This is a genomic window from Mesorhizobium argentiipisi (SeqCode) (assembly GCF_037179585.1).
GTDB classification, from domain to species: domain Bacteria; phylum Pseudomonadota; class Alphaproteobacteria; order Rhizobiales; family Rhizobiaceae; genus Mesorhizobium; species Mesorhizobium argentiipisi.
Map to the genome: position 1 here is coordinate 222,291 of NZ_JAPYKO010000004.1, position 24,496 is coordinate 246,786.

32 protein-coding genes and 1 tRNA gene are annotated in these 24,496 nt (G+C 59.4%); 17 read left to right on the forward strand and 16 right to left on the reverse strand.

All coding sequences use genetic code 11. From position 1 onward, the window contains the following. Window positions 1-84: 84 nt before the first annotated feature. Window positions 85-831, forward strand: coding sequence for a DUF3489 domain-containing protein (locus O7A05_RS09075; protein ID WP_337092652.1), 747 nt, complete (start codon window positions 85-87; stop codon window positions 829-831). A gap of 59 nt (window positions 832-890) precedes the next feature. Here the strand turns inward: O7A05_RS09075 and O7A05_RS09080 are convergent, their stop codons facing one another. Continuing rightward, window positions 891-1,373 carry a DUF2127 domain-containing protein gene (locus tag O7A05_RS09080; RefSeq protein ID WP_337092653.1) on the reverse strand — a complete coding sequence of 161 codons (483 nt, stop codon included), beginning with the start codon at window positions 1,371-1,373 and terminating at the stop codon, window positions 891-893. A gap of 39 nt (window positions 1,374-1,412) precedes the next feature. Between O7A05_RS09080 and O7A05_RS09085 the strand changes: the two genes are divergently transcribed. The 4 genes from O7A05_RS09085 to O7A05_RS09095 all read left to right on the forward strand — a co-directional run bounded on the left by O7A05_RS09085 (window position 1,413) and on the right by O7A05_RS09095 (window position 3,771). Next, window positions 1,413-1,955, forward strand: coding sequence for a phosphatase PAP2 family protein (locus O7A05_RS09085; protein WP_337092654.1), 543 nt, complete (start codon window positions 1,413-1,415; stop codon window positions 1,953-1,955). Between the two features lie 69 nt (window positions 1,956-2,024). Next, entirely contained in the window at window positions 2,025-2,261 is a 237-nt protein-coding gene (locus tag O7A05_RS34375; RefSeq protein ID WP_415926981.1) for a DUF6894 family protein, read from the forward strand. Between the two features lie 186 nt (window positions 2,262-2,447). Continuing rightward, window positions 2,448-3,233, forward strand: coding sequence for an ATP-dependent DNA ligase (locus tag O7A05_RS09090; protein WP_337092655.1), 786 nt, complete (start codon window positions 2,448-2,450; stop codon window positions 3,231-3,233). A 151-nt stretch (window positions 3,234-3,384) separates the two neighbouring features. Further along, window positions 3,385-3,771, forward strand: a complete 387-nt coding sequence (locus tag O7A05_RS09095) for a hypothetical protein (protein ID WP_337092656.1) — start codon at window positions 3,385-3,387, stop codon at window positions 3,769-3,771. A gap of 387 nt (window positions 3,772-4,158) precedes the next feature. On the opposite strand, the gene O7A05_RS09100 is transcribed toward O7A05_RS09095, so the two are convergent. After that, window positions 4,159-4,653, reverse strand: a complete 495-nt coding sequence (locus O7A05_RS09100) for a phage tail protein (RefSeq protein WP_337092657.1) — start codon at window positions 4,651-4,653, stop codon at window positions 4,159-4,161. 59 nt (window positions 4,654-4,712) lie between these two features. Next, window positions 4,713-4,994, reverse strand: coding sequence for a hypothetical protein (locus O7A05_RS09105; RefSeq protein ID WP_337092658.1), 282 nt, complete (start codon window positions 4,992-4,994; stop codon window positions 4,713-4,715). Window positions 4,995-5,376: 382 nt separating this feature from the next. On the opposite strand from O7A05_RS09105, the gene O7A05_RS09110 reads away from it, so the two are divergent. From O7A05_RS09110 to O7A05_RS09140, 7 genes are all read left to right on the forward strand, one after another. Continuing rightward, on the forward strand, window positions 5,377-5,586 hold the full coding sequence (locus O7A05_RS09110) for a hypothetical protein (protein ID WP_337092659.1): 210 nt from the start codon (window positions 5,377-5,379) through the stop codon (window positions 5,584-5,586). 27 nt (window positions 5,587-5,613) lie between these two features. Beyond that, entirely contained in the window at window positions 5,614-6,084 is a 471-nt protein-coding gene (locus O7A05_RS09115; protein ID WP_337092660.1) for a hypothetical protein, read from the forward strand. Window positions 6,085-6,146: 62 nt separating this feature from the next. Beyond that, window positions 6,147-6,335: a hypothetical protein gene (locus O7A05_RS09120; RefSeq protein ID WP_337092662.1), complete on the forward strand. Its 189-nt coding sequence runs from the start codon at window positions 6,147-6,149 to the stop codon at window positions 6,333-6,335. Window positions 6,336-6,377: 42 nt separating this feature from the next. Continuing rightward, entirely contained in the window at window positions 6,378-6,887 is a 510-nt protein-coding gene (locus tag O7A05_RS09125; protein WP_337092663.1) for a superinfection exclusion B family protein, read from the forward strand. 124 nt (window positions 6,888-7,011) lie between these two features. After that, window positions 7,012-7,233 (forward strand): hypothetical protein, encoded by a 222-nt coding sequence (locus tag O7A05_RS09130; RefSeq protein WP_337092664.1) that lies wholly within the window; start codon window positions 7,012-7,014, stop codon window positions 7,231-7,233. A 10-nt stretch (window positions 7,234-7,243) separates the two neighbouring features. After that, complete coding sequence (locus O7A05_RS09135) at window positions 7,244-8,110, forward strand: DUF6011 domain-containing protein (RefSeq protein WP_337092665.1); 867 nt, start codon at window positions 7,244-7,246, stop codon at window positions 8,108-8,110. 34 nt (window positions 8,111-8,144) lie between these two features. Continuing rightward, window positions 8,145-8,366, forward strand: coding sequence for a hypothetical protein (locus O7A05_RS09140; protein ID WP_337092666.1), 222 nt, complete (start codon window positions 8,145-8,147; stop codon window positions 8,364-8,366). 62 nt (window positions 8,367-8,428) lie between these two features. Here O7A05_RS09140 and O7A05_RS09145 read toward each other — a convergent pair whose 3' ends face one another. Next, window positions 8,429-8,944 carry a hypothetical protein gene (locus tag O7A05_RS09145; RefSeq protein ID WP_337092667.1) on the reverse strand — a complete coding sequence of 172 codons (516 nt, stop codon included), beginning with the start codon at window positions 8,942-8,944 and terminating at the stop codon, window positions 8,429-8,431. A 17-nt stretch (window positions 8,945-8,961) separates the two neighbouring features. Beyond that, window positions 8,962-9,669, reverse strand: a complete 708-nt coding sequence (locus O7A05_RS09150) for a hypothetical protein (RefSeq protein WP_337092668.1) — start codon at window positions 9,667-9,669, stop codon at window positions 8,962-8,964. A 730-nt stretch (window positions 9,670-10,399) separates the two neighbouring features. Here O7A05_RS09150 and O7A05_RS09155 point away from each other — a divergent pair. From O7A05_RS09155 to O7A05_RS09175, 5 genes are all read left to right on the forward strand, one after another. Next, window positions 10,400-10,783, forward strand: coding sequence for a hypothetical protein (locus O7A05_RS09155; RefSeq protein WP_337092669.1), 384 nt, complete (start codon window positions 10,400-10,402; stop codon window positions 10,781-10,783). An 18-nt stretch (window positions 10,784-10,801) separates the two neighbouring features. Beyond that, window positions 10,802-11,137, forward strand: coding sequence for a hypothetical protein (locus O7A05_RS09160; protein ID WP_337092670.1), 336 nt, complete (start codon window positions 10,802-10,804; stop codon window positions 11,135-11,137). An 859-nt stretch (window positions 11,138-11,996) separates the two neighbouring features. After that, entirely contained in the window at window positions 11,997-12,272 is a 276-nt protein-coding gene (locus O7A05_RS09165) for a type II toxin-antitoxin system RelE/ParE family toxin (protein WP_337092671.1), read from the forward strand. A gap of 12 nt (window positions 12,273-12,284) precedes the next feature. After that, a complete protein-coding gene (locus O7A05_RS09170; RefSeq protein ID WP_337092672.1) occupies window positions 12,285-12,620 on the forward strand; it encodes a HigA family addiction module antitoxin in 336 nt (111 codons plus the stop codon). A 136-nt stretch (window positions 12,621-12,756) separates the two neighbouring features. Continuing rightward, window positions 12,757-13,866 carry a RelA/SpoT domain-containing protein gene (locus O7A05_RS09175; RefSeq protein ID WP_337092673.1) on the forward strand — a complete coding sequence of 370 codons (1,110 nt, stop codon included), beginning with the start codon at window positions 12,757-12,759 and terminating at the stop codon, window positions 13,864-13,866. Window positions 13,867-13,903: 37 nt separating this feature from the next. On the opposite strand, the gene O7A05_RS09180 is transcribed toward O7A05_RS09175, so the two are convergent. The 11 genes from O7A05_RS09180 to O7A05_RS09230 all read right to left on the reverse strand — a co-directional run bounded on the left by O7A05_RS09180 (window position 13,904) and on the right by O7A05_RS09230 (window position 23,928). After that, window positions 13,904-14,197, reverse strand: coding sequence for a hypothetical protein (locus O7A05_RS09180; RefSeq protein WP_337092674.1), 294 nt, complete (start codon window positions 14,195-14,197; stop codon window positions 13,904-13,906). Next, window positions 14,194-14,937 (reverse strand): hypothetical protein, encoded by a 744-nt coding sequence (locus O7A05_RS09185; protein ID WP_337092675.1) that lies wholly within the window; start codon window positions 14,935-14,937, stop codon window positions 14,194-14,196. Before O7A05_RS09185 ends, O7A05_RS09180 begins: the two co-directional genes overlap by 4 nt. Window positions 14,938-15,280: 343 nt before the next feature. After that, window positions 15,281-15,357 (reverse strand) — tRNA-Met (locus O7A05_RS09190). Between the two features lie 100 nt (window positions 15,358-15,457). After that, entirely contained in the window at window positions 15,458-15,742 is a 285-nt protein-coding gene (locus O7A05_RS09195) for a hypothetical protein (RefSeq protein WP_337092677.1), read from the reverse strand. A 129-nt stretch (window positions 15,743-15,871) separates the two neighbouring features. Continuing rightward, on the reverse strand, window positions 15,872-18,739 hold the full coding sequence (locus O7A05_RS09200; RefSeq protein ID WP_337092678.1) for a hypothetical protein: 2,868 nt from the start codon (window positions 18,737-18,739) through the stop codon (window positions 15,872-15,874). Then, on the reverse strand, window positions 18,729-19,148 hold the full coding sequence (locus O7A05_RS09205; protein WP_337092680.1) for a hypothetical protein: 420 nt from the start codon (window positions 19,146-19,148) through the stop codon (window positions 18,729-18,731). Before O7A05_RS09205 ends, O7A05_RS09200 begins: the two co-directional genes overlap by 11 nt. Further along, on the reverse strand, window positions 19,145-19,984 hold the full coding sequence (locus tag O7A05_RS09210; protein WP_337092681.1) for a hypothetical protein: 840 nt from the start codon (window positions 19,982-19,984) through the stop codon (window positions 19,145-19,147). The genes O7A05_RS09205 and O7A05_RS09210 overlap by 4 nt, the downstream gene beginning before the upstream one ends. After that, a complete protein-coding gene (locus tag O7A05_RS09215; RefSeq protein WP_337092682.1) occupies window positions 19,977-20,255 on the reverse strand; it encodes a hypothetical protein in 279 nt (92 codons plus the stop codon). The genes O7A05_RS09210 and O7A05_RS09215 overlap by 8 nt, the downstream gene beginning before the upstream one ends. 11 nt (window positions 20,256-20,266) lie before the next feature. Beyond that, window positions 20,267-21,745 (reverse strand): DEAD/DEAH box helicase, encoded by a 1,479-nt coding sequence (locus O7A05_RS09220; protein WP_337092684.1) that lies wholly within the window; start codon window positions 21,743-21,745, stop codon window positions 20,267-20,269. 1 nt (window position 21,746) lies between these two features. After that, window positions 21,747-22,238 (reverse strand): hypothetical protein, encoded by a 492-nt coding sequence (locus O7A05_RS09225; RefSeq protein WP_337092685.1) that lies wholly within the window; start codon window positions 22,236-22,238, stop codon window positions 21,747-21,749. 40 nt (window positions 22,239-22,278) lie between these two features. Beyond that, window positions 22,279-23,928 carry a site-specific DNA-methyltransferase gene (locus tag O7A05_RS09230; RefSeq protein WP_337092687.1) on the reverse strand — a complete coding sequence of 550 codons (1,650 nt, stop codon included), beginning with the start codon at window positions 23,926-23,928 and terminating at the stop codon, window positions 22,279-22,281. Between the last annotated feature and the right edge of the window lie 568 nt (window positions 23,929-24,496).

Genomic DNA, 24,496 nt, shown 5'->3' on the forward strand with positions numbered 1-24,496 from the left:
TGATCCTAGCTATATACATGGCGCATATTCGACGGTATGTAATGTTTGCGAATTGCAAACACTCTAGCCGAATTGGAAACGACAATGAAGTCCTTCAATGTGAAGTCGAATGCGAAGCGGTTTGCCAAGCAACTGGCGGGCAAGTTCCCCGGCTACATCGCTGATGAGCCGGTCGCGGTGAGCCCTGGCGCCCGCGAATGGTATCCCCATGTCGCCGCCCCGTCTAAGGTGCTGGCCGAGGGTATCCCCGCCGACATCGCTGCCGCCGCTTTCGTCAACGGCCGGCCCTATGATCCCGAGACGGCCGCCGCCTCGGCGGTTGAAATGCTTGCCAGCGAAACCAGCGGCAGCGTGCCGGGCGTGCTCAACATCGAGGCCGAGGTCGCCAAGGTCGCGGACATGACGCCGACCGAGGTCGCTACCGCCACCAAGGCGAACAAGGCGAAGGTGAGCGAAGCCCGCAAGATGACGCCGGCCGACATGAAGGCCGCCGTTGAGGACCTTCCGCCGACCAAGTCCACGCCCGAGGAAATCGAGGCACGCCGTGCCGCGCGGCGCCAGCGCATCGCGACCGAGGGTCCGAAGCCGGCGAAGGCGCCCAAGCAGACGAAGGCGGCTAAGATCATTGAGCTTGTGTCGCGCGAGAACGGCGCCACCTTCGCCGAGCTTATCGAAGGCACGGAATGGCAGGCCCATACCTTGCGCGGCTACATCGCCGGCACCCTTCGCAAGAAAGGCCACAACATCGTTTGCCGGAAGATCAAGGGTGAAGAAACGCGCTACTTGATCCCGGCGCCCGAGGTGGCGGCATGTGCGCGACGTCGGTTCTGATTTGCAAGACGTGCGGCCGTCAGATGAGTTGAGCTAAGGCGAAGCTCATAGCTCCGTGATCATGCTGGCCTTTGCCGCTGCATCACCCGCCATTCGTGCCAGATCAACACCATCACCACCGCGTCAAACACGGTCAGGACCAAAAGACCGGGGGAGTGGGTGTAGGACCAGCGGTAGACTTGGTAGACCATGAACGCTCCAAGCGCTATGAGCGAGGCAGGATACGACCACAACTTGCCTCGCAGAAGCCCGACGACCAACAGCAGTTTGATCAGGCCGTGGCTGAGGAGATAGAAGGCGTAGAATTCCTTGCTGGCGACCGAGAAACTGCTCGCCATCTGCGACAGATGGCCCGCTATGAAATCGTTCGGGTCTTCGATCAACTCATCCTGTGTGAAGGCATTGACCCATGACGCAATCGCGCTCGTGGTGACGAAATAGAGCAGGACACCACCGAGACATTCGATCAGGGCGTGCGCACCCTTCAGCCAGACGCTGACTTCAAAAATCTGATGGATGCGGCGTTCGTTGACTTCTCTCACAAATCACCTCGCGGTTCACAACAACGGAAGCAACAACGAATGGATGCAACCCTCACTCACTGGATCAACGCGGCGGCCGGGCTTCACCCGGTGCTCGACAAGGCAATGATCGGTATCTCGCAAATCGGTGTTCCCTTGATGGTGCTGGCGGTGGTCCTGCAATGGTGGGTGAAGGTCGACCGCCACCACGTTAGACACGCGGCGCTGTCTTCGGGACTGGCGTTCCTGCTCGGGCTTGCGATCAACCAGTTCATCCTTTTGTTCGTTCATCGGATGAGGCCCTATGATGCCGGCGTGACGCATTTGCTGATCGCCCCCAGCGCCGACTGGTCGTTCCCGTCGGATCACGCGACCGCGACTGTAGCGATTGTCGCTGCGTTTGCGATGCAAGGTCTGCCGCGCCGGACGCTTGGCTTCGCTGTTCTGGCATTTCTGGTCTGCTGGTCGAGAGTCTACATCGGCACCCACTACCTCACTGACGTGATTGGTGGTGCTGCAACGGGCATCGCAGCTGCCAGTGTGGTCCGTTTGGCCTATCGCGAGAACTCCCGTTTGGACAGGCTGGTAACCAACATTCTTTAGAGCCGACCTTACGGATTGGTATTATTTGTACGGTGGACGTTTCTCGAAACTGCGAGAAAATGAGCCACTATGCCTACATTTTTCTTTGATGTTTCCGATGCCGGGGACGTCTATCACGACGCACACGGAACCAGCCTCCCAAGCGAAGAGGCGGCCAAGATCAGAGGCTTCGCAATCGTCAGCAAACTTATGCTCCAAAAGGGCCGCACCGAGGGCGATGACGTAGTCTGTACAATCCGCGACATTACCGGCCACCAGATCATGCAGATTGCACTTGTGTCCGGAGCGCCCGTTGTCCGCGCTTAACCGTTGCGCTTTCGTCACCAATCCCGTCTTGCCGCGCTATTTCGTCTCGCAAGGCTCTGGGGGAAGCGGAGGAACGGGAAGGGGACGGGAACCAGACCCGTGGCGGCCCTACCCACCGCTGACGACGGAAGGAATTCGGAACTATTTTAGTAAATGCTGATTGAATCGCGTTCTTGCGAGTCAGTCATGCGTCTTGTGTTCATTCCGCCAATGAAGCCCAAGCTCGTGAAGAGCCCACCCCTCGGCGACGACTGGATTCATGAGATCAAGCTGGACGGCTATCGAACGCAAGTCGTCATCAACAGCCCCGATGATATCCGCGCCTATTCGAGTTCCGGTGCGGACTGGACGAAACGTTACCTCGGCATCGTTGAGGCCGCCCGCGAGCTAGGCGTTGAGTCCGCCATCATTGACGGCGAAGCCGTGGTGCCTGGCGACGATGGCCGGCCCGACTTCCACAAGATGCAACGGGTTATCCAGAAAGACCCGTACGCCGCCATCCTTGGCGCCTTCGATATCCTGCACCTCAATGGCCACGATTTGCGAGACATCGGCTGTAAGGCGAGGCGGGAAATGCTCTACAGCATCGTGAAGCCCGGCACCCGGATTCAATTCAGCGAGGCGTTGCCAGGCGACGCCGCCTCGATCTTCTATCTGGTCGATCAAGCCGGGATTGAGGGCGTGGTGTCTAAGCGCGCTCATAGCATCTATCGCAGCGGCCCGACTGCGAACTGGGTGAAGACGAAAAGTTACAAGCACACTGATCTTGATCTTGTCGGGGTCGAGCGCGAGGCCGGGAAGCCAACCATTGCCAGGTTCGTGGAACCGGGCACCCACCATTATGCGGGGCCGCCGTCATCACCCTCGGCCGTGAAGCTCGCGAACGGCTATGGGCGAAGGTCAAGGCGAAGGCCGGCGGCGCCCCGCCAAGCGAGGCGATGCGAAAAAAATACCCGGCGACGCAATGGGTGAAACCTGGCTTGCGGGCCACAGTGAAACACTTGCGAGGCGAAGAGTTCTTGCGGCACGGGTCGGTTATAGGGTGGTCAAACGAAGCTACGAGCGGTTGACTCTACATAAGATAACGCTAATGTTTTATTTTCGAACAAGAGGGGGACGATCGATGTCTATTCGTGCTTATCGTGACCTGTCCTTCGCACTTTCCCTGAGCGGGATCGACGACATAGCTTCGCAAGATGCATTTCTACAAGAATTGAATGACGCGTATGATATTAAGTCAAATCCGGCGCTGGCGAAACCCGACGACGAAGAATTAAACGCCCTTGCGACACTTTTGCGCGCCTTATTCGCCAAGTATGGTGTTTCGGATACGCAGGAGCAAGACTTTGCAATTTCTATTATAGGCGCTGTTGTCTTTCGTAATATCCACGACGATGCCGGGAAATTCACGCCGTTTAACCCTGTTATTGTCGGGGCCGTTATTGCGGTTGGAGCCACCGTTGCGATTTACCTCGTCTGGAAGTATCTGGTTCGGTATCAGCCTCCATGATCTCGCGCCCGTGATATGTCGGCAGCATGCTGATGACCGCCACATGACGAAGTCTCACGGGCGCGCTATCGTCAACTGATTGATGTCGTTGTAGGAATCCGCTGGGCTCGGGCACGCCGGGACCGGTGCGACGCATTCGCAAAATCAATGGATGATACACGCCGCGTATATTACAGGTATGCTTTTCCGGTTTTCAGACGCTAGAGAGAATGTGCGCCGCAGCGTCCCCCTCACCCCTGGCACCGCCGGCGGAGGACCCGCGAAATCGTAAGCGATTGATATGATTGATGTTTCGGCTCTTTGGCCCTCTGGCATTGATCCTTCCGCCGAGGGGTGCAGCGCGATAGGCCGAGGCCTGATGCATCAACGTTTGTGAAGGGTCGAGGATCAACCCTTGAAGGCGTATCGCTTCAACTGCCGCACCACGTTGGCGGTGAGCCGGTCTTGAGCATCGGCGATGATCTCGCCTTGCTCAATGGCTTGGGTCATGACCTGGGTAACACCTGACCCCCATAGTTCTTTGATCGGGAATCGCTTTTTCGTGGTGCGGGCGAATACCCCCTCATGCCCTGACCGCATTATCGCAATGAAGGTGTGCTTATACAGCTTTCGGACGCCCCAGGCGTTTGCGGTGACACCCGCTTTCGTTTGCCTCGCCGCGAACTTTATCAGGGCGATGGGTCGGCCCGAACCTCGGATAACAGCGGTTAGGGTTGTGGGTTTCGAATAGGGATAGATGTGGATTGAGGGATCAACGTCGGCCCGCTTCAATCCCCCTTGCTTCGCTACGATGCGAGCCGCGTTGGTGCGGACCTGTTTAGCCGTGGTGTTGACTGCCACGGAAAGCGCCTGATGGAGCCGGGCGCCCTGCAGCTTGCGCATGAGGGCGCGGACCTCCGTCGTATTCCAGTCCGCGCGTATCTCAAGGCCGGACATCGGCCCTACTTCGTCTTGCCTTTGCGGACCTCGGCCACGGGCTCGACCTGGGCGACCTCGGCGGCCTCACGCGGCAGAGCACCGGCGCGGCGCAACCGGGCGATGGTATCGGCCCCGACATCCTCGGGTAGCGGGCCTTTGCGGAACTGCCTCGGGCTACCACGGTCAGCCACGATCATGTCGCGTATGATGTCCATTGCGGGAATCCTTCTATGGGCTCGGGAATGACGCGCATAAAGCCGGATTCGTTTGCGGTTCGTCAACATCCACGCTTCGCGGTTCGGCATGTATTTTTCCTGAAATCGTCCATACGCCCGAAAAATACAGCTAACCCGTTGTTTCTATATATATAAATTTATTTGTATGAAAATATATAAATAAATAAACCCCGTCACGCTTATGCCTATGCGCTACGCGCCTCGCATTTGCCTGTATGCGCTGAATAGCTATTTGTTTTTGCCCGATTTTCCATACACTCAAATAAGCGCTGCGAAATCAGCGGATTAGGTGTATTTTCCGGCCTATTTTTCCTTGTATTTTCCGCGATGTATACGTGTGGACATGGCGTCATGGCCGAAAGAGTTGGCATTCTGCAAACTGGGCTCTTGCGCTTTCGATATTCGCAGCGTATATCAACGTTATCGAAACGCAAACGAACGAATTGCCCCGATGTCCGACACCGCCTTCAAGTCCGCGCCTTACGCCTCCTACACCACGATCGAGCTGGCCCGCGCCGCTGATGCCCCGCGCCTGTCCACGGCCGAGCGCATCCGCATGCTTGACGAAATCAGCCGCCGCGAGCGTGTCGAGGCCGGCGATATGGACAGCATGACTCCCGGCGAGCGGTTGCGCTTCATCAAGTCCGGCGAAGCCCGCTAACCCGCATCCGAACCGAGGGGCACCCGCATGCCTAAGACCGTTTACACCGCCATTGACGCCAACGGGGTCGAGCACACCCGTAAGACCGACCGCACCTATACCCACACCGTTGTTTTCCAGCGCTCAAAGGACTCCGCGATTACCCGCGCCAACGAAGACGTCGCCCACAACACGAAGCACGCCCGCGAACAGTTCCACCACGCCGCCGCCACCATCGAAGAGAACAAGGGGTTTCTGCGGGCCAAGCGTTGCGACATCCTCTGCCGCGACGATGTCTACGCCACGAAGATGCAGACCGAGGGCAAGGGCTTCGTTGCCAAGTATGGCACGCCCGAGGGCTACGCCGCCGCCAAGCTCGCCGAAGCCCTGGCAGCTATCGAGGCCACCGACTGGACGGTCTGGCATAACGCGGGATGGTGTGGGCGCCACGACCTCGCCCTCAAGCTCGCCGCTCAATCCGGGCCTTCTGCCGTCATCCTCCCGGCGACCGCGAAGTAAGGCCCACGGGGCTGGCGGGGATGACCCGCCGCCCCCTTCACCCCAACCCAGGAATCAGCACGATGGCAAACCCCACTTTCCGCCGCGTCGTCCGCCTTTGGGATGACGCCACCAAGAGCGTTGTTACCCGCGAAATCGAGATCAACATTGACGTGGACTCGCTCGCCGTGGCGCTCGCGAAAAAAGCGATCAAGAATAAGTCCAAGAAATCGAAGCTGGTGGCCGGCGATATCACGGGGGCCTTGGTCTGACGGCCGATACCCTCTATACGTGCCGGTTATTTGAGGGGGTGAATGTCGATGCCTGATTGGCTTAGCAGTCTGTTCTCGCTTACCAAGGAGATAAGTTCCAAAGCCGCCCTGCCGATCTTCATCGCGACGTTTGTATTGCTGTTTTTGCCTGATCCCTACAGCCAAAAAATAGGACTCGATCAGTTTCGCGACACGTATCGAATTTGGGTGGGTGTTCTGTTGCTCCTATCGGGCGCCGCATTAATCACAAATGCGATATGGGCTATCGCTGGCTTTCTGAGGCCCAAAATAAACACATGGCTTTTCGTTCGCGAAAAAAGGAAAACGTTGCGCAGTCTGACCGCCGATGAAAAGGCGATACTTCGGCGGTTTATTATAGATGGCGAAGCATCCGTGCACGCCAATTTGAACAGCGGGCCGATCAACCTCCTGGAGCATAAGGAGATTGTAACCAGGGCCGCTAACGTATCCGTGAGGTTGACGATATTCTCTTACATCATGCAGCCGTGGGCTCGCGAATATCTTGAGCGGAACAGAGACCTTCTGAATTGAAACACAAGGCTGGACCGCTCGACCTTTAAGCGAAAAAAGATCACATTCCGAGCGTTTGCATATTGCAACCATGATATTCGCTATGTATATGAGTGTTGTGGAAACGAAAACGAAGGCCGAAGCAATGCACTACTTCTCTTTCCGCGCCGCCTGCCCGAACCGGGCGAAGCTCGCCACGATGACGAAAGAGGCCGCCGCCGATTGGGCGGCCTCGGCCTCGACCGAGTGTTCGGAAGTCTCGCGCCTCGCCGAAATGGAAACGTTCTTCAACCTCACCCGCGCCGAAACCAATGCGCTGCACCGGGCCGCCGTTGACGCCCGCGTCGCCGCTCGCTTCGCGAACTAAGGGGGCTGACATGGTGAACTTTGACGACCTCGATACGGACCCGATGACCTCGATCCCGGTGGCGCCTGTTGCCACCCCGGAAGAGATCCGCGCCGCCGCTCACATAGCCAACGGTGGCGACGCCTCATTCCCGTGCCCGAAGTGCAACGGAACTGGCCGGTGGGGTGCCGCCCGCTCTTACGATTGGAAGCCTTGTTTCAAGTGCCAGGGCAAAGGCAGGGTGTCCAAGGGTGTCGCCGCCGCCGCCAAGGGCAAGGTGACGCGGGCCGCGAACCTCGCGGCCGCTAAGGGCGAGTTTGAGGCAGCGAACCCGGACCTGATGAAAGGCCTTCGCGAAATCGCGGGCTGGCATTGTTTCGCCGGTGAACTGCTTTCGAAGTTCGAACAGTACGGCGAGCTAACCGCCGGCCAGGTCGGCGCCGCGTTGAACAGCCTCGCCGAGGTGAAGCGGAAGCGCGAGGAAAAGGCGGCGGCTCGAGCCTCGGAAACCGCCGATAGGTCCGGCGAGGTCGGCGTCGACCGGATTAACGCGCTGTTCGCCACCGCCATGGAATCCGGTTTGAAAAAGCCGCTGTTCCGCACCGAACGCCTCACGATCAAGCCGGCAAAGCTTCACCCCGGCACCCTCTACGTGACCGACAAGACGGCCGGCGGTGAGTACGTGGGCAAGATCGTCAACGGCCAGTTCACGGCCCGGCGTGAGGCCGCCCCGGACACCCTGGCGCTGCTTTGCGCCATCGCAGCGGACCCGCTGAAAGCCGCCATCGACTACGGCCGGTCCACCGGGGTTTGCGGCTGCTGTGGCCGCGAGCTTACCGACACCAAATCCGTCAAGGCCGGCATCGGCCCGATTTGCGCAACCAAATGGGGCCTTTGAGCCCACGCCTTCCCCTTGAAAAGGATCAACTGCAATGGGCAAGACTACCCCGAAAGAAATGAACGACTCCGACGTCGTCGCCGCCGAGCAAGCATTGCTCGCCGCAAAGGTCCGCAACATCCTGATACGGGAATGCATGCGGATCGGCGACGATGGCAACCTAGAAACCGCCGGCCTTCTCGCGAAGGCTGTCCGCGCCCTTACCTCTGATCAGATTTTGCGGATGCGCCGCGCCATCCTGGGGGCGGGTCAATGAAGCCGTACATTGGCGTCGTCTGGAAAACTGCCGGCCAAGGCCAAGACATCTCGGTCAAGCAACTATTGGGCATGCGAAATAAGGTATTTGAGAGCATCCACGGCATCACTGGCAGCTTGTTCGCTACAAAGTGAAAAGTCTTTCTCAATAACCACGTCCTTGTGCTTTACGTCCTTGTCGCAATTACCGTGCGGCCAGCAATTGTGGCCAATAAATACGTTCCGCAAGCAAAGCCGGTCCTTCGTACAAAACACGGTTATATCAGTTCTGAGCGCTTCTTGTCGAACATCAATTTCATCCAAGTTACCCCATGTGGATTCAGAAATAATATTCTTCATGGCGCCCATCTCCGATTGGTCGAATGAAATCGATTTACGTACTACGCTGAATTTGGAGCGGTCGCCGCCATATTTATAAGCGGTCGACATGCCTGCCACTACACTTACCGGGCACCTGAATGATTGCGCCAGCAGTTGCAGGGCGTCGCCCGCCTCATCGCCAAAAGCGTTCGAGGACGGAGACACAGTCGTAAACACCGTGGTACAGACTATGGCGAAAATCGTGCCAATCGTGCGCATTCGGTCCGTCTCTGTTGTTATTCATCATCCCGACAGTAAGTATACCTTATGCCGTTAATAACTCTCTGAGGCTCGCATTGAGAAGCTTGGCCGTCCCACCCATGAGTAAGCCAACACGTCACATAGCCCTCACCATGGACAATGTGTGTACATCGCGTTAGGTCGAACTGCACCTCGGCGTTTCCATTTTTAAGCTGCTTACGCACCTCCGCAGTATGCCTCCGAACACTCTCTTCCAGACGCCTTCTAGCTTCCTCTGCTGTCGCTTCCTGCGCTTCGTCGGCTTGTAATTTTTCCTGCACCGCTGCTTCATAGCCTGAGCTGAGTGCATCACCGTTCCGTTTGTTGGTTTCTTCCGCGCCTTCAGCTCTCTTGGTTGCGTCCTTCAGCCGGTCCGAGAATTTGCTCTTCGTCGTCGTCTCCGGTCCGGAAGCTTTACTGCACTCATCCATGCGGTGGTTGTAGGCTCGAATCAGATCATTGCGGCGCCCAAATTCCTTGATGCAGTTGTCATGGTACGGCATATCGCCCATACGCGTATGGTAATCCGGGCAAATCTCTATGACCTTTTTATAAACCGGAAGGTGGCCTGTGTTGCTGGGACAGGTTTTGCCGCGAACCGTTGCCTCGACCTGAGACATGCTGATGTCTTGCGACCGGGCAGGAATTTCCATCAGCGCGAGAAGAGCCAATACTGCGATCAATCGATCACATAGGAGGAACATTGCCCATCCTCTGGACGCGGCGCCCCTAGCGGCCCACAGTTCCGCGCGTTTGGTTCGTTGGGTTGAACCGCCGTAAATAACCGGCAGCTAAATTAGCGTCGTACATTAATATAGATTTCTATGCCTTTCCAGCGCTTTCGCTGAACTCGCCGCTGTGGCCCGCAAGCCTCGATGCATTACGAGGACATATAGGCCCCGAGTTCCACCCTACACCGGGGCATATTGAAGCGCTGCAAAGGGTCGCAGCTAGCAGATAGTACAACGCGGCCTATCGGCGGTTTCTTTTCTCTACTTCGGTGTCGTTGACGGAAGAAACGAGGCCGCTCACAAGTTAGTTTGTATTAGCGTGATGTAATAAGCATATTAGTTGCATCACGAATTGTTAAAAACTTTTGCTCGGCTTGTCATCTTAGTTGCACGGTAAATAATCCGTGATAGAAGCCTGATCGGGCTTAGCAACCCTGACGAGACTGAGGGCGCGACAACGCCCGAGAGTGCGCACGCTTAGCGGCGCCGCACAACCCTGGCTCTTCGGCCGGGGGCGGCGCGCGTATGTCCAAGCCTCCGGGCTAAAGGCGCGTCGGCTTGTCGTCTCGATAAGTTGCTAACCCCCGGCTCGCCGCCCGAAGAACGCGGCCCTGCATGCCAGTGTCGTACAAAATGTACTATTGATTTCGTGCGGATTGTACGTTCTAATTTCGTTCTCACATTTGTTCGGAATCAATTCAGCATGAAACGCCGCCTCAAACTCGCACTATCCGCCTTCACCAAACGGCCGCTCGCCGCGTGCTCGGCGCCGCATATCGAGGTGAGGCCTCGGGCCTCTACTCCCCGTCCTCTCTACATCGCCACTGGGCGAAGTTATCGCGCCAGGAACGGCGCCAGGATCGGCCCGCTTCGCCCCTTCCGCGACGAGGAGGACGGCCACCACAAAGATGAGGTCGGTCGGTCCGCATGGTTCTACGCCGATGGTATCGGCGCATATGATCGCTTCGGTCACTTCCTATCCGGCCAAGCCGGGGAAAGCCCCCTGGATTGCGTGGCAGAGTGGAAACCAGCCCAAATCATCGGCTTCGATCAATTCTCTATCGTAGCGCCTTTCCTATCCCACTAAAGCAGCCGGGGAAAAATCATGATCCAGCTACCGCAATCCGCCCCGTTGCCGTGGGCGATCAAAGAAAGCGCGGGCGTCGCCGAATTGGTTGACGCCAACGGCGAACCCGTCATCACTTCGGACGACGAGGGGCTTGTCGCCCCTTCTGAGGTGTGGGCTTTCATTCTGGCCGCCGTCAACGCGTACGCCTATGACCGCCGCCGCAACAGCGCCGGTGTGCTGATGCCGAAGCGGCCGGAATTGGCGATGGACACCGCCTTTATCGGCTACCTCAACGAATGCGAAGAGAAAGACATGATGCCAACAATCGCGGCACTCTGGCCCCGTTTGATCGACGCGGCCTTGAGACGATAGAGCCGCGTCTACCTTTTGTCGTGGTGCCCGGTAAGAAGACGGCAAGTTGCGGGAAATGAGGCAGATTGAAAGTTACCAATAAAGGGTGTAGATTAGCAGTTGCTCACGATTGAACCGTTGCTACCCATCACACCCGGAGGGGATCATGTGGAGAGCAATCTTAGTTTTGTGCCTGATAGTGCCGCTGCCTAGCGGAAAAGCGAATTCAGCCAACTATGTAGTCTGCGTTGGGCAATACCATGACACGGGTGCGTGCATTTCCGCGAGAGGCAACCTTGCCTGTATAGGTGCAAATACTTGTATCGACTTTCCTTTCGATAAACAGCTAAGTTGTGGAATTTCATTGACCGATATTTGTAGAACCATGTGCCACGGTAATTCGGTCTGCACAATAAGCCCAGCCCATACCGGTGAGGGCGGCCATCAGTGCGGCTATGCATGGTTACATGTTCAATGCTGAGACCACAGCGCCCGTCTAGCCGGCGCGGTGGCCGTAGGCCCGGACGATGCAATTAGCCTTGCCCTGGCACAGATAACAAGGCCGCTCGCATTTGCTATCACAGATCATAAGCGCGACCTCGGCGGCGGTTGGCTTCGCCGAGGCGGTCATTAGCTTGAGCCCCACAAAATAGGCGGTGTCCGGTGCCAGCACGACGCGTCGGCACGCGTTTCCCCGAGCGATCAACAGCGCGGCTAAATCAGCCTCATTCGTCCACCGCCGTGACATCGTTCCCGCCTCTGGAATTTATTCCTATGATGGGAACGCCCCGCAAACGGATCAAGCCCGAGCGATCAAAAAAGTTCGCGCAACTGTAATCTATCAGTTGACAGTGTAATCAGATTGATTACAGTCAATTTCATGATTATGACATTCAGAAACAAAGCCCTCGCCAACCTCTGGCTGACAAGCCGGTCAACCATTGATGCGCGGATGCACCGCCGCATTTTGGTCCGGCTAAACGCCATTGATGCAGCGGCTACGGTTGCCGACATCAATCTTCCGGGCTTCGATTTCCACGCGCTGCACGGCTTCAACCCGACCCGCTACAGCGTCCATGTGAATGGCCCGTGGTGCCTCACATTCGAGTTCGAAGGCGGCAACGCCTACCGCGTTGACTTCGAGCAATACCACTAGGAGAATAAGATCATGGCTGATGACAAGACTAGGCGGAACACCGTAGACATCCCGGCTAAGGCGGACCCGAACCGCTGCCCCTCGCACCCCGGCGAGCTTATCGCGGATCTGTTGGAAGACGCCGGCAAGAGCAAGATGGCGGTGGCCGAAATGCTCGGGATTTCCCGCCAGCAGTTCCATTCGGTACTAGCGGGCCGGAAGCCCGTAACGCCGGACATGGCGGCGCGCCTCGGGAAGCTCTTCGGGAACGGCCCCGGCCTCTGGCTACGCATGCAGGCGAACTTTGATGCCTGGCACGCCGCCCGCGAGGTGGATGTAAGCGCCATCCCTACGATCAAGGCGGCCTAGCCCTACCGGCCGCCTTCGAGATATAATTGTTTAAATGATTCCATTCGGCAGACCTACGGGCCTGTTCGCGAGTCCGATGGCTGACTACCCGCAACTAGGGTTTAGTATGAAGGCAGTCCGCAAGGCGGGAGACCGCTTGGCGCAAGACATCGTCTTTAATCAAGACATGACCAGCACTGACTTTGCTTCCGTTATAGAAACCTTCGCGGTGGCAAATAGCTTTCGGGATTCGCACGTGATGCCAATGCGCTCGGTGTTCTACTCCGTGCGCCATAAGCTCCGCCAATACGGTATTCGCGGCGACATGGCCGCAAGGCCGAAAAGGATGCCGTCTATTAGAAGGAAACTCAGCAGCAGTACTATCAAGTTCGATCAAATGAATGATCTCGGCGGGTGCCGCGCGATCATGCACGACATTCGTGGGGTTCGCACCTTGATAGCGGCCATCGAGGATTCCTTCCCGCATCCAATCAGGCAGCGATACCCATACATTGAGAGGCCGAAGGCGGACGGTTATCGCAGCCATCATATCGTCTTCAATTTCAACCCGAGCGGCGCGGAACAGGTTGCGTTTGCAGGCAGACGGATCGAGCTACAAATCCGCACTCGCCTACAGCATTCATGGGCAACCGCTGTCGAGGCCGCCAGTCTATATCGCGGCGAAGATTACAAGCACGGCCAAGGCGACCAAGATTGGCTGCGCTTGTTTGAATTGGCGGGCGCGGAATTTTCGCATGTCGAGGAATGCCCAATTGTTGAGGGCATGCCCAACCACGACGAGCGCGTAAAAGAGCTTAAAGACCTAAACCGGAAACTTCGCGCGACTAGCGTTCTTGAGAACATCAAGAATGCCACCCATTTCGCCGAAACAAATCGGCATGATGCTGGGAAATATTTCCTGATTAGATATCGGAAAGACCACACCGTCGCCGTTGAGGGCTACGATAGCATTATAGTCGCGACGCAAGAGCTTGGTGACGCCGAATTCAGGATCGCGTCCGGTCAGGACGACGATAGGGTCGTGCTGGTTGAGGTCGGGAAGATCAGCAAGCTTGTGCAGATGTACCCGAATTACTTTGGCGACGTGTCCCTGTTTGTCAGCAATCTCGGGGAAATTTGCGAAGGCAGAAAGCCGGTAGAGTACAGCATGGCGAAGCCACAAGTCGTGGCCTCTAAGCCACGCGAAGTCGGCAGTACCACGGCGCTCTACCGGCGATATACGAAATGGTTCGAGAAGAAGCGCTAAAACTGACCCGCTAGGGCAGAAGCGCGATAGCGCCAGATCAGCGCCACTCGGCGACGTCGACGCCGCCATCGGGCCGGAAGGTCAAACGATACTGGAAATCGCCGAACACGTTGTCGGTGCCGTCATCCGGCCCGCACCAAACCTTGACCACGTTGCCGCGAGCGGTGGCCGGCTTAGCCGAGGCCATCTTGACCAGAGGGCAATTGAAGCCCTTCCCCTTGATCAAAGCGGTCGTGTCTTTGACCATCACCGGGGTTAGCTCGATTTGAACCGCGAGCGCGGGCGTAGCTATAAACGAGCCGAGCGCGGCGACAGCGAGGATCTTTTTCATACCGCGAGGTCTAGCGTCGTTTCGGCCAGGTCCGCAAGCCCGGCGCGCTCTAGCGCCGGTTCTAGCAGCCGCAAGACCGCTTCGCGCTTTTTCGCCTTTAAAGACAAGTCTCCGTCCAGGCCGACCTCATGGAGCCAAGTTCCCCGCCATTCGCAATATGCCTGCCTGAGTTCGGCTCCCGGCAAAGCTGCGAATGAAGTGATCGGCCGTTGCGGCACGGTGTTAGGATCCGTGTGGCGATAGAGCACGTTCCAATTTGCACCGCCGGTATCTAGGTGGTTGGCGAACCAGTCCAGTCCGAAATCCAGAGGCTCGCGGCCGACCGCATCAAATCGAAAGAAGCAATAGCCAGCCCAGAGAAACCACCGCGCGCCTGCCCAACGCAGATCGCCGTGAAAGGCCGCGTCTTTAAGGGGTTCGAAGGGGTCGCATGGCTGTGTCGGGAAAAGATCCTGGTCAAGGAATCCGAATGCGGCCGGCGCGGCCGGCTTCAGAATGTTATGCCACATCCAATTCATTGCAGCGCCATGGGAGCGGCTGGCATTTCTTGCTGTCCATGGATTGACAGGCAGCCTGACATAGACGGCGCCATGTCTCGCGCACACTTGCTCGTTCTCATTGGCGGCCGCTTCGCCGACGCTGTTGTCCGCAATGATGTGCAGATCGTGGCGAACCAATCCCCGCGTCAATCGCAACTGCAAATCTAGGCATTGAGCATCGCTGAATGCTATGGTCAGCAATACACGGCGGTCCCGAGCGGCGGCGCGGATAGCCTGGATGTCGCCTTTCCTTGCTCGTTGCCACAGAAATCGCGCGTCAGTAGCTCTATAGCGAATAGATTTATATGCATGGGTGATGGGCCGAAGGCGGCTCCAATCCTGCAATTTGTACTCTCGTAATCTGATCATGGCGGCAGCCCTTACCCTCCAATGGCAGCGCCCGCAACAATTCCGTAGGGCGGCACGTCCATTGTGACAACCGAGCCCGCCCAACATGCACGGGTGAGCCTGGCGCGGTCCACCGCGCCGCTATCCTGAATAGCCAGGTAGGCGAACGGCGTGCCTTCGGCCCATTCGGGCGAATTGGTTGCGGGGGGCGGATTTGAACCGCCGGCCTGTCGGGCATGAACCGACCGCGCTACCGGGCTGCGCTACCCCGCGAGAAGGGCACTAAGCCCGAGTCGTTTGCGTTTCTTCAACGGCCGCAACGAAAAAACCCGGGATCGCTGCCGGGTTTCGAGACATAGTGTAATCGGCGCGATCAGGTCGCCCACGGAACCGCGAAAGTTCGATGCCAGTCGGCAGCGCGGGGTTTGAAGCGGTAGTCGGCAAAGGTAGCGGCGACGGTACGCTTGGCGCCGAGCGTCGCGGGTTTTCGCACCATGTCTTCCGAAGCCCGCATGATCGCGAAGCCGCCGGGAACCGCGAGAATGGGCGGGGCCGGTAGTTCATGCTTCATGCTGGCGACCGAGACGGTGGCGAACTCGGCGGCCGGTGCAGCACAAGCCGGGAAGGCGAGGCAGCAAACCGCGAAGATAGCAGACACGAGAAAGCTTCTCTTGAGCATCTTGGTTCCCTGGTTTCATCAGTCAAAAAAAGCGGCCCGCCCTGGGAGGTCTATAGAGCGGGCCGCAACATCACGATAATCAACGAGTCGTTTGCAATTTGTCAACGATCAATCCGCGTCTTCACCGGGCTCGCGCTCGCCGAGCAAGGCGTTAAGCGGGACCGTTACAAACGGCGTATTGATCCCGCTGGAAAAGTAGCGGTTCCCCTTGCCTGGGATCGCGCCAGGTATCGCCTTCAAGATGTCTCGATACTTGGTTGCCCCCCATTCCGTGTTTTTTAGGATCAACCGTTTGAAGCTTTCGTGCGACGTTGTGATGTCCGCGACCATGCCGTCCGGCCCACGCCATACGCGAATGCCGAGGCGGGCCAGGGCGGACACCGCAGACGCTTTTTTCTTGTTCGGTTCCTGGGTGCCGTAGCCGTCATTAGGCGGCATCATATCGGCGGCGAAAGCGGCCAGTTCCAAAAGCTCGCCAATGGTGCGTTCCCATTGTCCGCCCTCGGGCGTGTTGTGCCGGACAAGGTAGCCGGTGACATGCTGCAAAAACCGTTCGGAATCCTTTGTCGCGCCCTTCGCGGTGTGATCCGTCCAGTCGTTGGCACGAAGCCACTTCAAGGCCTCTTCCACCGTTACCGGCTTGGTCGTGTTGAGAAGGTAGGCGCCGGCCAGCATCGGCCCGAGCTGGTCGCCGAGGCGTTGTGTCCCGAGGTGCTGAGTAGCCGCCACGGTGAACACGTCCACGTAAGCGCGTAGCGTCGGCAGATGGGCGATGGTGCGGGCTAGAAGGCGCTTCGAAAAGCTCGGCGAGAGCAGGCCCACGATATCGGACAGAAGCTTTTCATAGTGCTTTTTATTCATCGCCTTTTCTTCGTCCGTATCCCGTGACGGGTCCGCGAGCGACAATTGCGTGATGCGGGTTTCGTCCGCGTACCCTTCAATCTGAGTGAAGATGGAGGCAAACACGAACATTGATCGCGCTCGGAAGCCCTTCGTTTTCTGGCCGGCGGTGCCCTTCAAAATCATGCCGTCACTTTCCGAGGCGGCGACGCGCGCCAGGTCCATAATCGCCCTGATGCGGTTTTGATTGTTTTGATCCTTCGGCTCGACTTCGTCAAAGATGATGGGCAAGGCATCCATGCCGAGGGCGCCGCGCACGCCGGCCTCGGTCGTATTGCCCACAACGCTTAAGCCGGTGACGCCGAGGCAGCGCTTGATTATTTGATCCATCACAGTCGACTTGCCCGAGCCCGCCGGGCCGTTCACCCAGATATGCGGGCGCCATTTCAGGAAGCCGCACACCGGGGCCACAACGCACCATCCCGCTAACAAGTAGCCGGACAGCGGGGAAACCCACCGAAGGCTTTTGCAAAGCTCTAGCAGGCGCCGGGCTTCGTTCGTTGAAACAGGCTCGTCAACCTCAACGGCTAGGGCCTCGCCTTCGTCATAGACGTACCGGCCCCGGTGGTCGTGGAATGATGTCTCTTGACCGTCCACGATTAGCCGGTCGCCGGCATGGTAGACGGCGGTTTCGCCTTCGAACCATGCGCCCCGGCCGCGCACCGAATTGTGCGGCACGAACTTGCGGCGGGCCATGCAAGCTTGCATGCAAGCGTTGATCGCCGCGTGCCAGTCGACGCCGCTCTTCGAACCGGGGAATTCCGATTCCCACCATTGGAGCTTGGCGAGTCGCATCATGTTGTTTGATGACATTTGCGAGGCGTTGAGGGCGATGACTTGCGCCACGTTGGAGGGCTGAAAGAACAGCGTCGTTTCATCCACGCCAAGGCACCGGAAATGAGGGGCGCCGAAGTCAGCTAGTGGGTGCTCGGCCTTCGCCACGCGCTCGCGCGGCGCCGGCTCGCCGAAGTCTTCGCTTGGTCCTTCACCGCCCCGGTAATAATCGTCGGGGTCCGTGGGCAGCGGCGGGTTTTCGTCCGCCGCCGGTTTCGGGTTGAGCGCGGCGTCGATGACTTCGCGGACCGCGTCGAGGCCGCTTTTGCGGGCGAGGTCATCGAAGTCGGTAAGCTCGATTTCGGCGTCGTCAAACACGGGGAAGGCGACGACGCCGCCCACGGCTTCCGCCGCGTCCTTCGCTTTCGTGACGCCTGGGTTGAACCGCCCGTCTGGCATCTTCACAAGCCGGTCGTTATCCGCCGCGAACAGAATGCGGGCCTTCGGATACTTCGCCCTTATCGCCTTTGAAGCCGGGCCGAGGTTGCCGGCGTCGAACGCCGTAATAGTGAGGTAGCCGGTAGCCTGATGAACGCGGGCGGCGGTGCTGTAGCCTTCGGCGATGGTGATAACGAAGTCGGCGCCAGGATCTTCGGGCCGCTTGCCGATCGGATGATAATTCCCCTCTTTCGCAGTGCCCTTGAGAAACCGTTTCGTGCCGTCATCGCCGATAAGCTGGACGCTCGCCAGTTCGGCGCCAGGCGTGTACAGCGGCACGACAAGGGAACCGGCGCGGGCGGTGCGCGGGTCTTCCTCGGGGTCTACCACGTATTTGACGTTTTGCTTCAGGCGCCGAAGGCCAGGGAAGGGCGGCAGACCCTTTTTCGCGAGGTAGGGGTGTGAAGCCGGCGCCTTCTCTGTAGCGGCCATGATGAGGCCGGCAGCGGCGGCAGCGGCGGCATTGAGCGCGGCCCGCTCTTCCTCGCGTTGCTTTTGCGTTTCCGCCATGCGCTTTTTCAGTTCGGCGCGTTCCGCCGCCGTCATGCTGGACGGGCGCTTTTCCGTCCATGTATCCTGAATTCCAGTTTGCAGGTCGCCGAAGGCGCCCGAGGCCGGGGTGTCGAGGTGCAGCACATACCAAACGTGTTGGTTCTTCGCCTTTTTCTTGCCCTGGGCGTTGGCGCGGTGCACCTTTCCATCGGCTATCGGGTGCGATGCCCCGCGCGAGTTGGCGGTGTCCATATGGACGCCCGCCGAGCGCATTGCGTCGAGGAATTCGAGGATTTTCTTTTCACTGTCCACGGTATGCCTTGAGACTTTCTAGCGCGTCCGCTTCACTTCTGATGATCGTTCCGATGCCCCCGGCCGAGGCCACGAAACCGGCGAAATGGGCCTGTTCGGTCGTGGGTCGCCCCGTCCCGTCTTTCACTTCCCAAGACCCGAACACGGCGACCCGCTTGCCGATCATGTCCGGGGTTATATCGATGGTGAGGAGTCCGATGATGTCACCGGACCCGGTGCAAAGCCCTGCTTTGATGGGGTAGGCGTCGAGCACGACTCGCTCGCCACCTCGAGCACGGTAGACCTCGCCGGGCGACAATGAAAACGATTTGCCCGCCCATCCCTTTGCCGTTGTGTTTCTCCACACCGTAGCGCCGGCCTTGGAAAGCGCGATCAGGCAACGGTTCATAAGATTGGTGCCGGTGCTCATAGCAGCGCCGCCGTGGGCTTGAACGCCTCGCCCGGTTCCGCCGGCTTCCATTTGTCAAAGTCCGCCTCGACCTGGCCGTAGTTGACCGGGTGAGCGGCGCGAAGGTTGAGCGGCGAGCGGCCAGGAATGTAGCGCCCCCGTTCCTCGGCGTGGGCGAGCCACCGCATATCAAGCCACCGCTTGCGATCAATCTTGAGGTGCTTGAAATCGCCAGGCGTGACGAAGCCCCGGCGCTCCAAAACTATGCAAATCTTGATCGCCTTAATCTTCCACTCGGAAAGCTGAGACGGCCCCGAGGCGCCGGCCGCGACGTCTGGCACATAGTCCGGCACCTTGCACCGTTCCGCCGGGCAATGGTCCGCCCACTCTTCCCGCCAATCATATTTGCCAAGCGCCGGCAGTTCCGGGGTGAACACCGGCTTATCACTGTCACGGGAACGCCAAGAGGTAAGGCCCCATCGCTCCGCTTGCGCCCGCGCCTCTTCGTCCCGCGAGGCCTGGCTTTGCACCTCAACCACGGTGATGCCGAGGTATCGAGCAATCGCCTTCATTTCCACACCGGCAGCGCCGTAGGGCACCAAGGCGGCGCGGAAGTCCGGCGCCGCCCGCTCGCCATTGCCCCGGCCCGCGTACAGGCCTTCGGCGGCCTGCAACAGCACCTTGGCGTTGAGGGTCATTTTTGCCTCAACGCCGATTTGGGCGCCTTCGGTCTGGCGCACCAAGAGGATGTCGAAACCGGCGGTTTCCGCGTAAGCGGTCCAGCCGTCCGGCAGGCCAGCAATGAAGGCGGCGCAAAGCGCGGCCTCATTCTCAAAAACGGACTTGACCTTAGCCATTGGTGGCCGCCGGCTTCTGCCGCTCGCACACCTCGGCGTAATGCCGCAAGACCTCGCCGGCAGCGGCGGGGCCGTACCATTCGACAAGCTTCACCGCCAGGGCGTCAAGAACACCGAAGGCGGCAGCGTCCGCCGGTAGGCCGTCCCGAACGTGAGCGGCGAGCACGGCGGCCATGGCAACCTGTCCGCCCTTGCGCACGGTGTTGTGCTTGATCGCGTCAAGCTGTGTCATCTGTCCGGATTTGATGTAGTCGGAATAAGAGCGGGGCATTGCTTCACCTTTCATCGAACGTATCGGGTTTGGGATTTCGCCATGCGGGCGGCGTGAACGTGCTTCGCCCACCCGTGGGGGTTCTTCATGCCGCGCATCTTCCCGAGCGCGACGAGGTCTTCGAATGACTTTGCTTGGCTTTGCTCGCGCCTGGCCTCAACCCGCTTGGCGCGGTCGACTTCCGCCAGTTCGCCGGCCAGTTCCTGCACGGTGCGGCCCATCGTGGGGTAAACATGATCGCATTGCGGACAGGTCGGCGCCGGCTGATGGACGCGGAAACAATTCGGGCACTGGCGGGTCGTTACGGCAGGCTCGTCGTCGTCATCGTCTTTCGAGCGTTTCTTTTTCTTGTGGCCCTCAAGCGTCCACTCGCGGTCGTCATCCGGCAGGCCGTGGCCGCGCCCGCCCTGATCCTTCGGAATGCTGTTGCCGGCGTGGTCGAGGATAAGCGCGAAAGGCTTCGGACCCGCTGCAATCGCCATGAGGCGGCCGGCCTGGGTTTCGAGGTCAAAGCCCGGCGCGTAGACGGGGCGAAGCACACGGCCGACTTGCTGTAGGAACAGCGCCAGCGAGTGGGTCGGCCTCAAGAAAATGGCGACCTCAATCGCCGGCAAATCGAAGCCCTCTGACACAAGGTCGACCGAGGAAAGCACCTGAATTTCGCCGCGCTCGTAAGCCTTGAGAAGCGCGTCGCGGTTCGGGGAATCGCCGTCAATGTGGGCGGCCCGATAGCCTGCAGCTTGGAACTGCTCGACAACGCTCAAGCTGTGTTTGATCGAGACGCAAAACACCATTGCCTTGCGGCCATGGGCGAGGCGCCGGTAATGCTCGACCGCGTTGCCAGTGATGGCGGTCGCGCCCATGCGCTTCTCAAGCTCGGCTTTGTTGAAGTCCGTGCCGGACCGCTTGACCCCGCCGAGATCCGGCGAGGAAGGCGCGTACATGCGATAGGTGGACAGGTAGCCTTGTTCCATCAGCCAGGCCACGCTTGGGCCTGTCACCATCCGCCCGAACCATTTCCCTAGCCCGGTGCCGTCAAGGCGTTCCGGCGTGGCGGACAGCCCGACTATCTTCGCCTTTTTGGCGGCGTATTCTTCGATGATGTCGGCCCACGTCTTCGCCCCGGCGTGGTGCGCTTCGTCCGGCACATAGAGGTCGGGGGCGCCGTATTGATCCATGCGCTTGCCGAGCGTCCCGATGCTGGCGATTTGCACGGGCTGGCGCCGGTCGCCGGTCATGCCGGAAGCGATGATCCCGTAAGGAATGCCGACCTTGTCGAAGGTGAGCGCGGTTTGCTTGATAAGCTCGCGCCGGTGGACGCCGAACACGACCCGCTTGCCTCGCGCCGCCGCCGACTTCGCCATGTAAGCGGCGAGCCCGGTTTTGCCGCCGCCGGTCGCCATCTGGACAAGCACGGCATTGACTTCGCGAAGCGCGTCCCGCGCCTCAACGATTAGCTCTTGCTGGTAGGGGCGAAGAACGAAGGCCATCTTACGCCGCCACCGCCTCGCGCTCGTCGGTAGCGATAGCGTCGCGGACCGCGCGGCGCTCGGAAGGGGTGCCCCGGCCAGTCGTCAAAGCGTCATTGAAACGGCAGTACGGCGCCCGGCTGTCGAGATTCCGCGGTGCCCCGCAAAACAGCGAAGTTTCGCGGTCGTAGTGTTCATGATGGCCCCAAAGCGGGAACTCGCACCCGCATGAGGTCAGGCGGCCACGGGGCACGCCGTCAAAGCCTGGCGCCTTCTCGGGGAATCTTGCTTTGAAAGCCTTCGGCGCCGGCCCCTCGACATGAGTCTTCGGCGCCATCGTCTTGTGAAAGCGGTTCGAACCGTGTCCACGCGGCCGGAACTTCTCGGGGTTGCGGCGAGCCAGGCCGTAAAGCTCTTCCGGGCTTGACCCGCAAAGCTCGGCGATCTCGGCGCCGTTCATTCCTGTGGCCCAAAGGCGCGCGGCCTCGGCCTTGTTTTCGGCTGTCCATTTCATGCGTCAATTCTCCGAATCGTTTGCATTTTGCAAACGCTTGTTACGCGGCAACGGCCTTCCGGGCGTTGATTTGCGAGACGTGGGCGACGGTGTCATCGCCGAAGAGCGGTAGGCCCTCGGCGGGCTCTATCTCTGTCCGCGCACGTTTCTTCGTTTCCGGGCCGGCGAGCATAAGCGACATGCGCTTCGCAATATCGGCTTGGTATTCTTCCTCCCGCTCTATCAGGATGGCGTTGCACCCTTCCCAAAAGGCGGCCTCGCCAGTGGTGCCGGTGCCAGCGAACGGGTCGAGCACGGTTCCGCCCTTGTGGCAGATGAGACGGACAAGCCAGCGCATCAGGTCCACCGGCTTAACCGTGGGGTGTTTTGAGCCGAGGCGGTCGTCGCCGTCCGCCTTCGCCGAATAGAAGAACCTGGACGCGCTGCCGGCGTCGAGCCGAGGCGGGAAGGGGTCACGCGCGCCAATCGGGTTATAGACGTTGTTCCGCTTCCGCTCGCCATGCTCGGGGCCTACGGCGCCCTTCTGGCCCGACGCATCGGGGAACGCGGCCACAACTTCCGCGCTGCCATCGTGCAGGATATTGGCCGGGTAGCGGCCGTCGACCGGGCGGGCCTCGCCCTCTTTCCCGAGGCCGGAATTCGACTCGTTCCATGTGTTGCCGCCGCCGGCCTTGCCGCCCCATCCCGTGGGCTTCTCGGCGTCAATGCGGCAAGCGTCCACGTTGATGCCGCCGGTTCCGTGGGCCAGGGTGTTTTCCGCTACGGTGCCAATCATCGGCTTGCGGGCCAGGCATATCGGTTCCCATGCCGGTTTAAGCGCGGTGCCCCATCCATCCCATTCGGCGGCCTCGGGCGTCCCGTGCGAATAGATATCGCGCTCATAGGCGGGACGCTCTTCGCCCTTCCCGGCGCTGAGAAGCGCGCTGTTGCGCATATCGTTGACAAGGGTTTCAGTGCCAAGGAAATGGCCGAGGAAACCGCCCTTGCGGCGGAACGCCTTGTCGATCCGGCCGCGCAAGCCTTTGGACACCTTGCGCTTGTCCCGGCTCTTCGCCCATTTGATAAGCCGGTCGTACCTGGCGCGCACCTCGGCCCGTTCGTCCAGCCATTGCCGGAACAGATGGTCGTCAATGCCCTTTGAAACGCTATGGTTCTTCGGGAAGCCGGTTCCGTAGCACCATGCCAGCATCCCGCCGAATTGGCTGTCTTCGATGCAGCGGAAGAACGCTTCAACCTGGGCCGACGAAAGGGTTTCGAGGAACCGCACAACGGGGGTGTCACTGGCGAGCATGTTGAGAATGTTGTCGCGGACTTCGAAGCCGGCGCGAGCGATGGCGGACGCCATGTCGTGATAAGTCCGGGTGCCCGAGAAGGCCACCAAGTAGCCGCCAGGTTTCAGCACGCGAAGCACCTTTGCCCATAGGTCCGAACGGAAGGCGATATCGCCGCCGTCCCATGTCTTGCCCATGAAGCCAGCGCTAGACCTGGCAAACACGCCCGCGCTGCCTTCCTTCGGCTCGGACGGCGCCGCGTCTTCGGCGCCGAAGCGGGCCACAATCGAGGTGAGGTGGTAGGGCGGGTCGCAGCATACCGCGTCGACCGAGCCCTCGGGGATATCGTCAAGGCGGGCGAAGCAATCGCCGCCGAGTAGGACGACCCGGCCGTCCAGAAATTCCGTTCGGTTCTTCATGCTAAAACAAGTCCCCTTGTTGCGGTTCGGGTGCCGGGGGCTTCGGCGCCGGGGGGTCCACCGGCTCGGCCTTGCGCACCGTTTGCATTTCGTCAACGCGATGCGCGTAGCATCGCCAATTCCCGAGGCGGCCAGCCAAAAGTTTGACGTTGTAACCGAAGCTCGCGGCGCCGCCGCACACTTCACAAACAAAATCCCCAGGGCCGGCGACTCGTGTCACGATTGATATAATCCGATAATCGTTGACAAAATGCAAACCATGTTCCCCGCCGGAACGCAAGGCCCCAAAATGGCCCCATTAAAAAGATCAACTCGGAAGCAATTTCGCTAGGTCCACCGTGAGCCCCCTTTTTACCGCGATCTTAAGCAGTTTTGGCACATATGCGGCCGGAACAGTGCCCGCCATCCCCGGCGGCCGGCGCTTCGCGTTATCCCATCCGGCGATTGTGGAAGGGCTTAGGCTGAGTAACCGGGCGAGGTCCGCGCGTTTTCCGTTTGCAAACAAAAGAGTGACATATTGCAAAGGCGTGTTAACTTTCATTGCTGATACCGTTTGCTATTTGTTAAC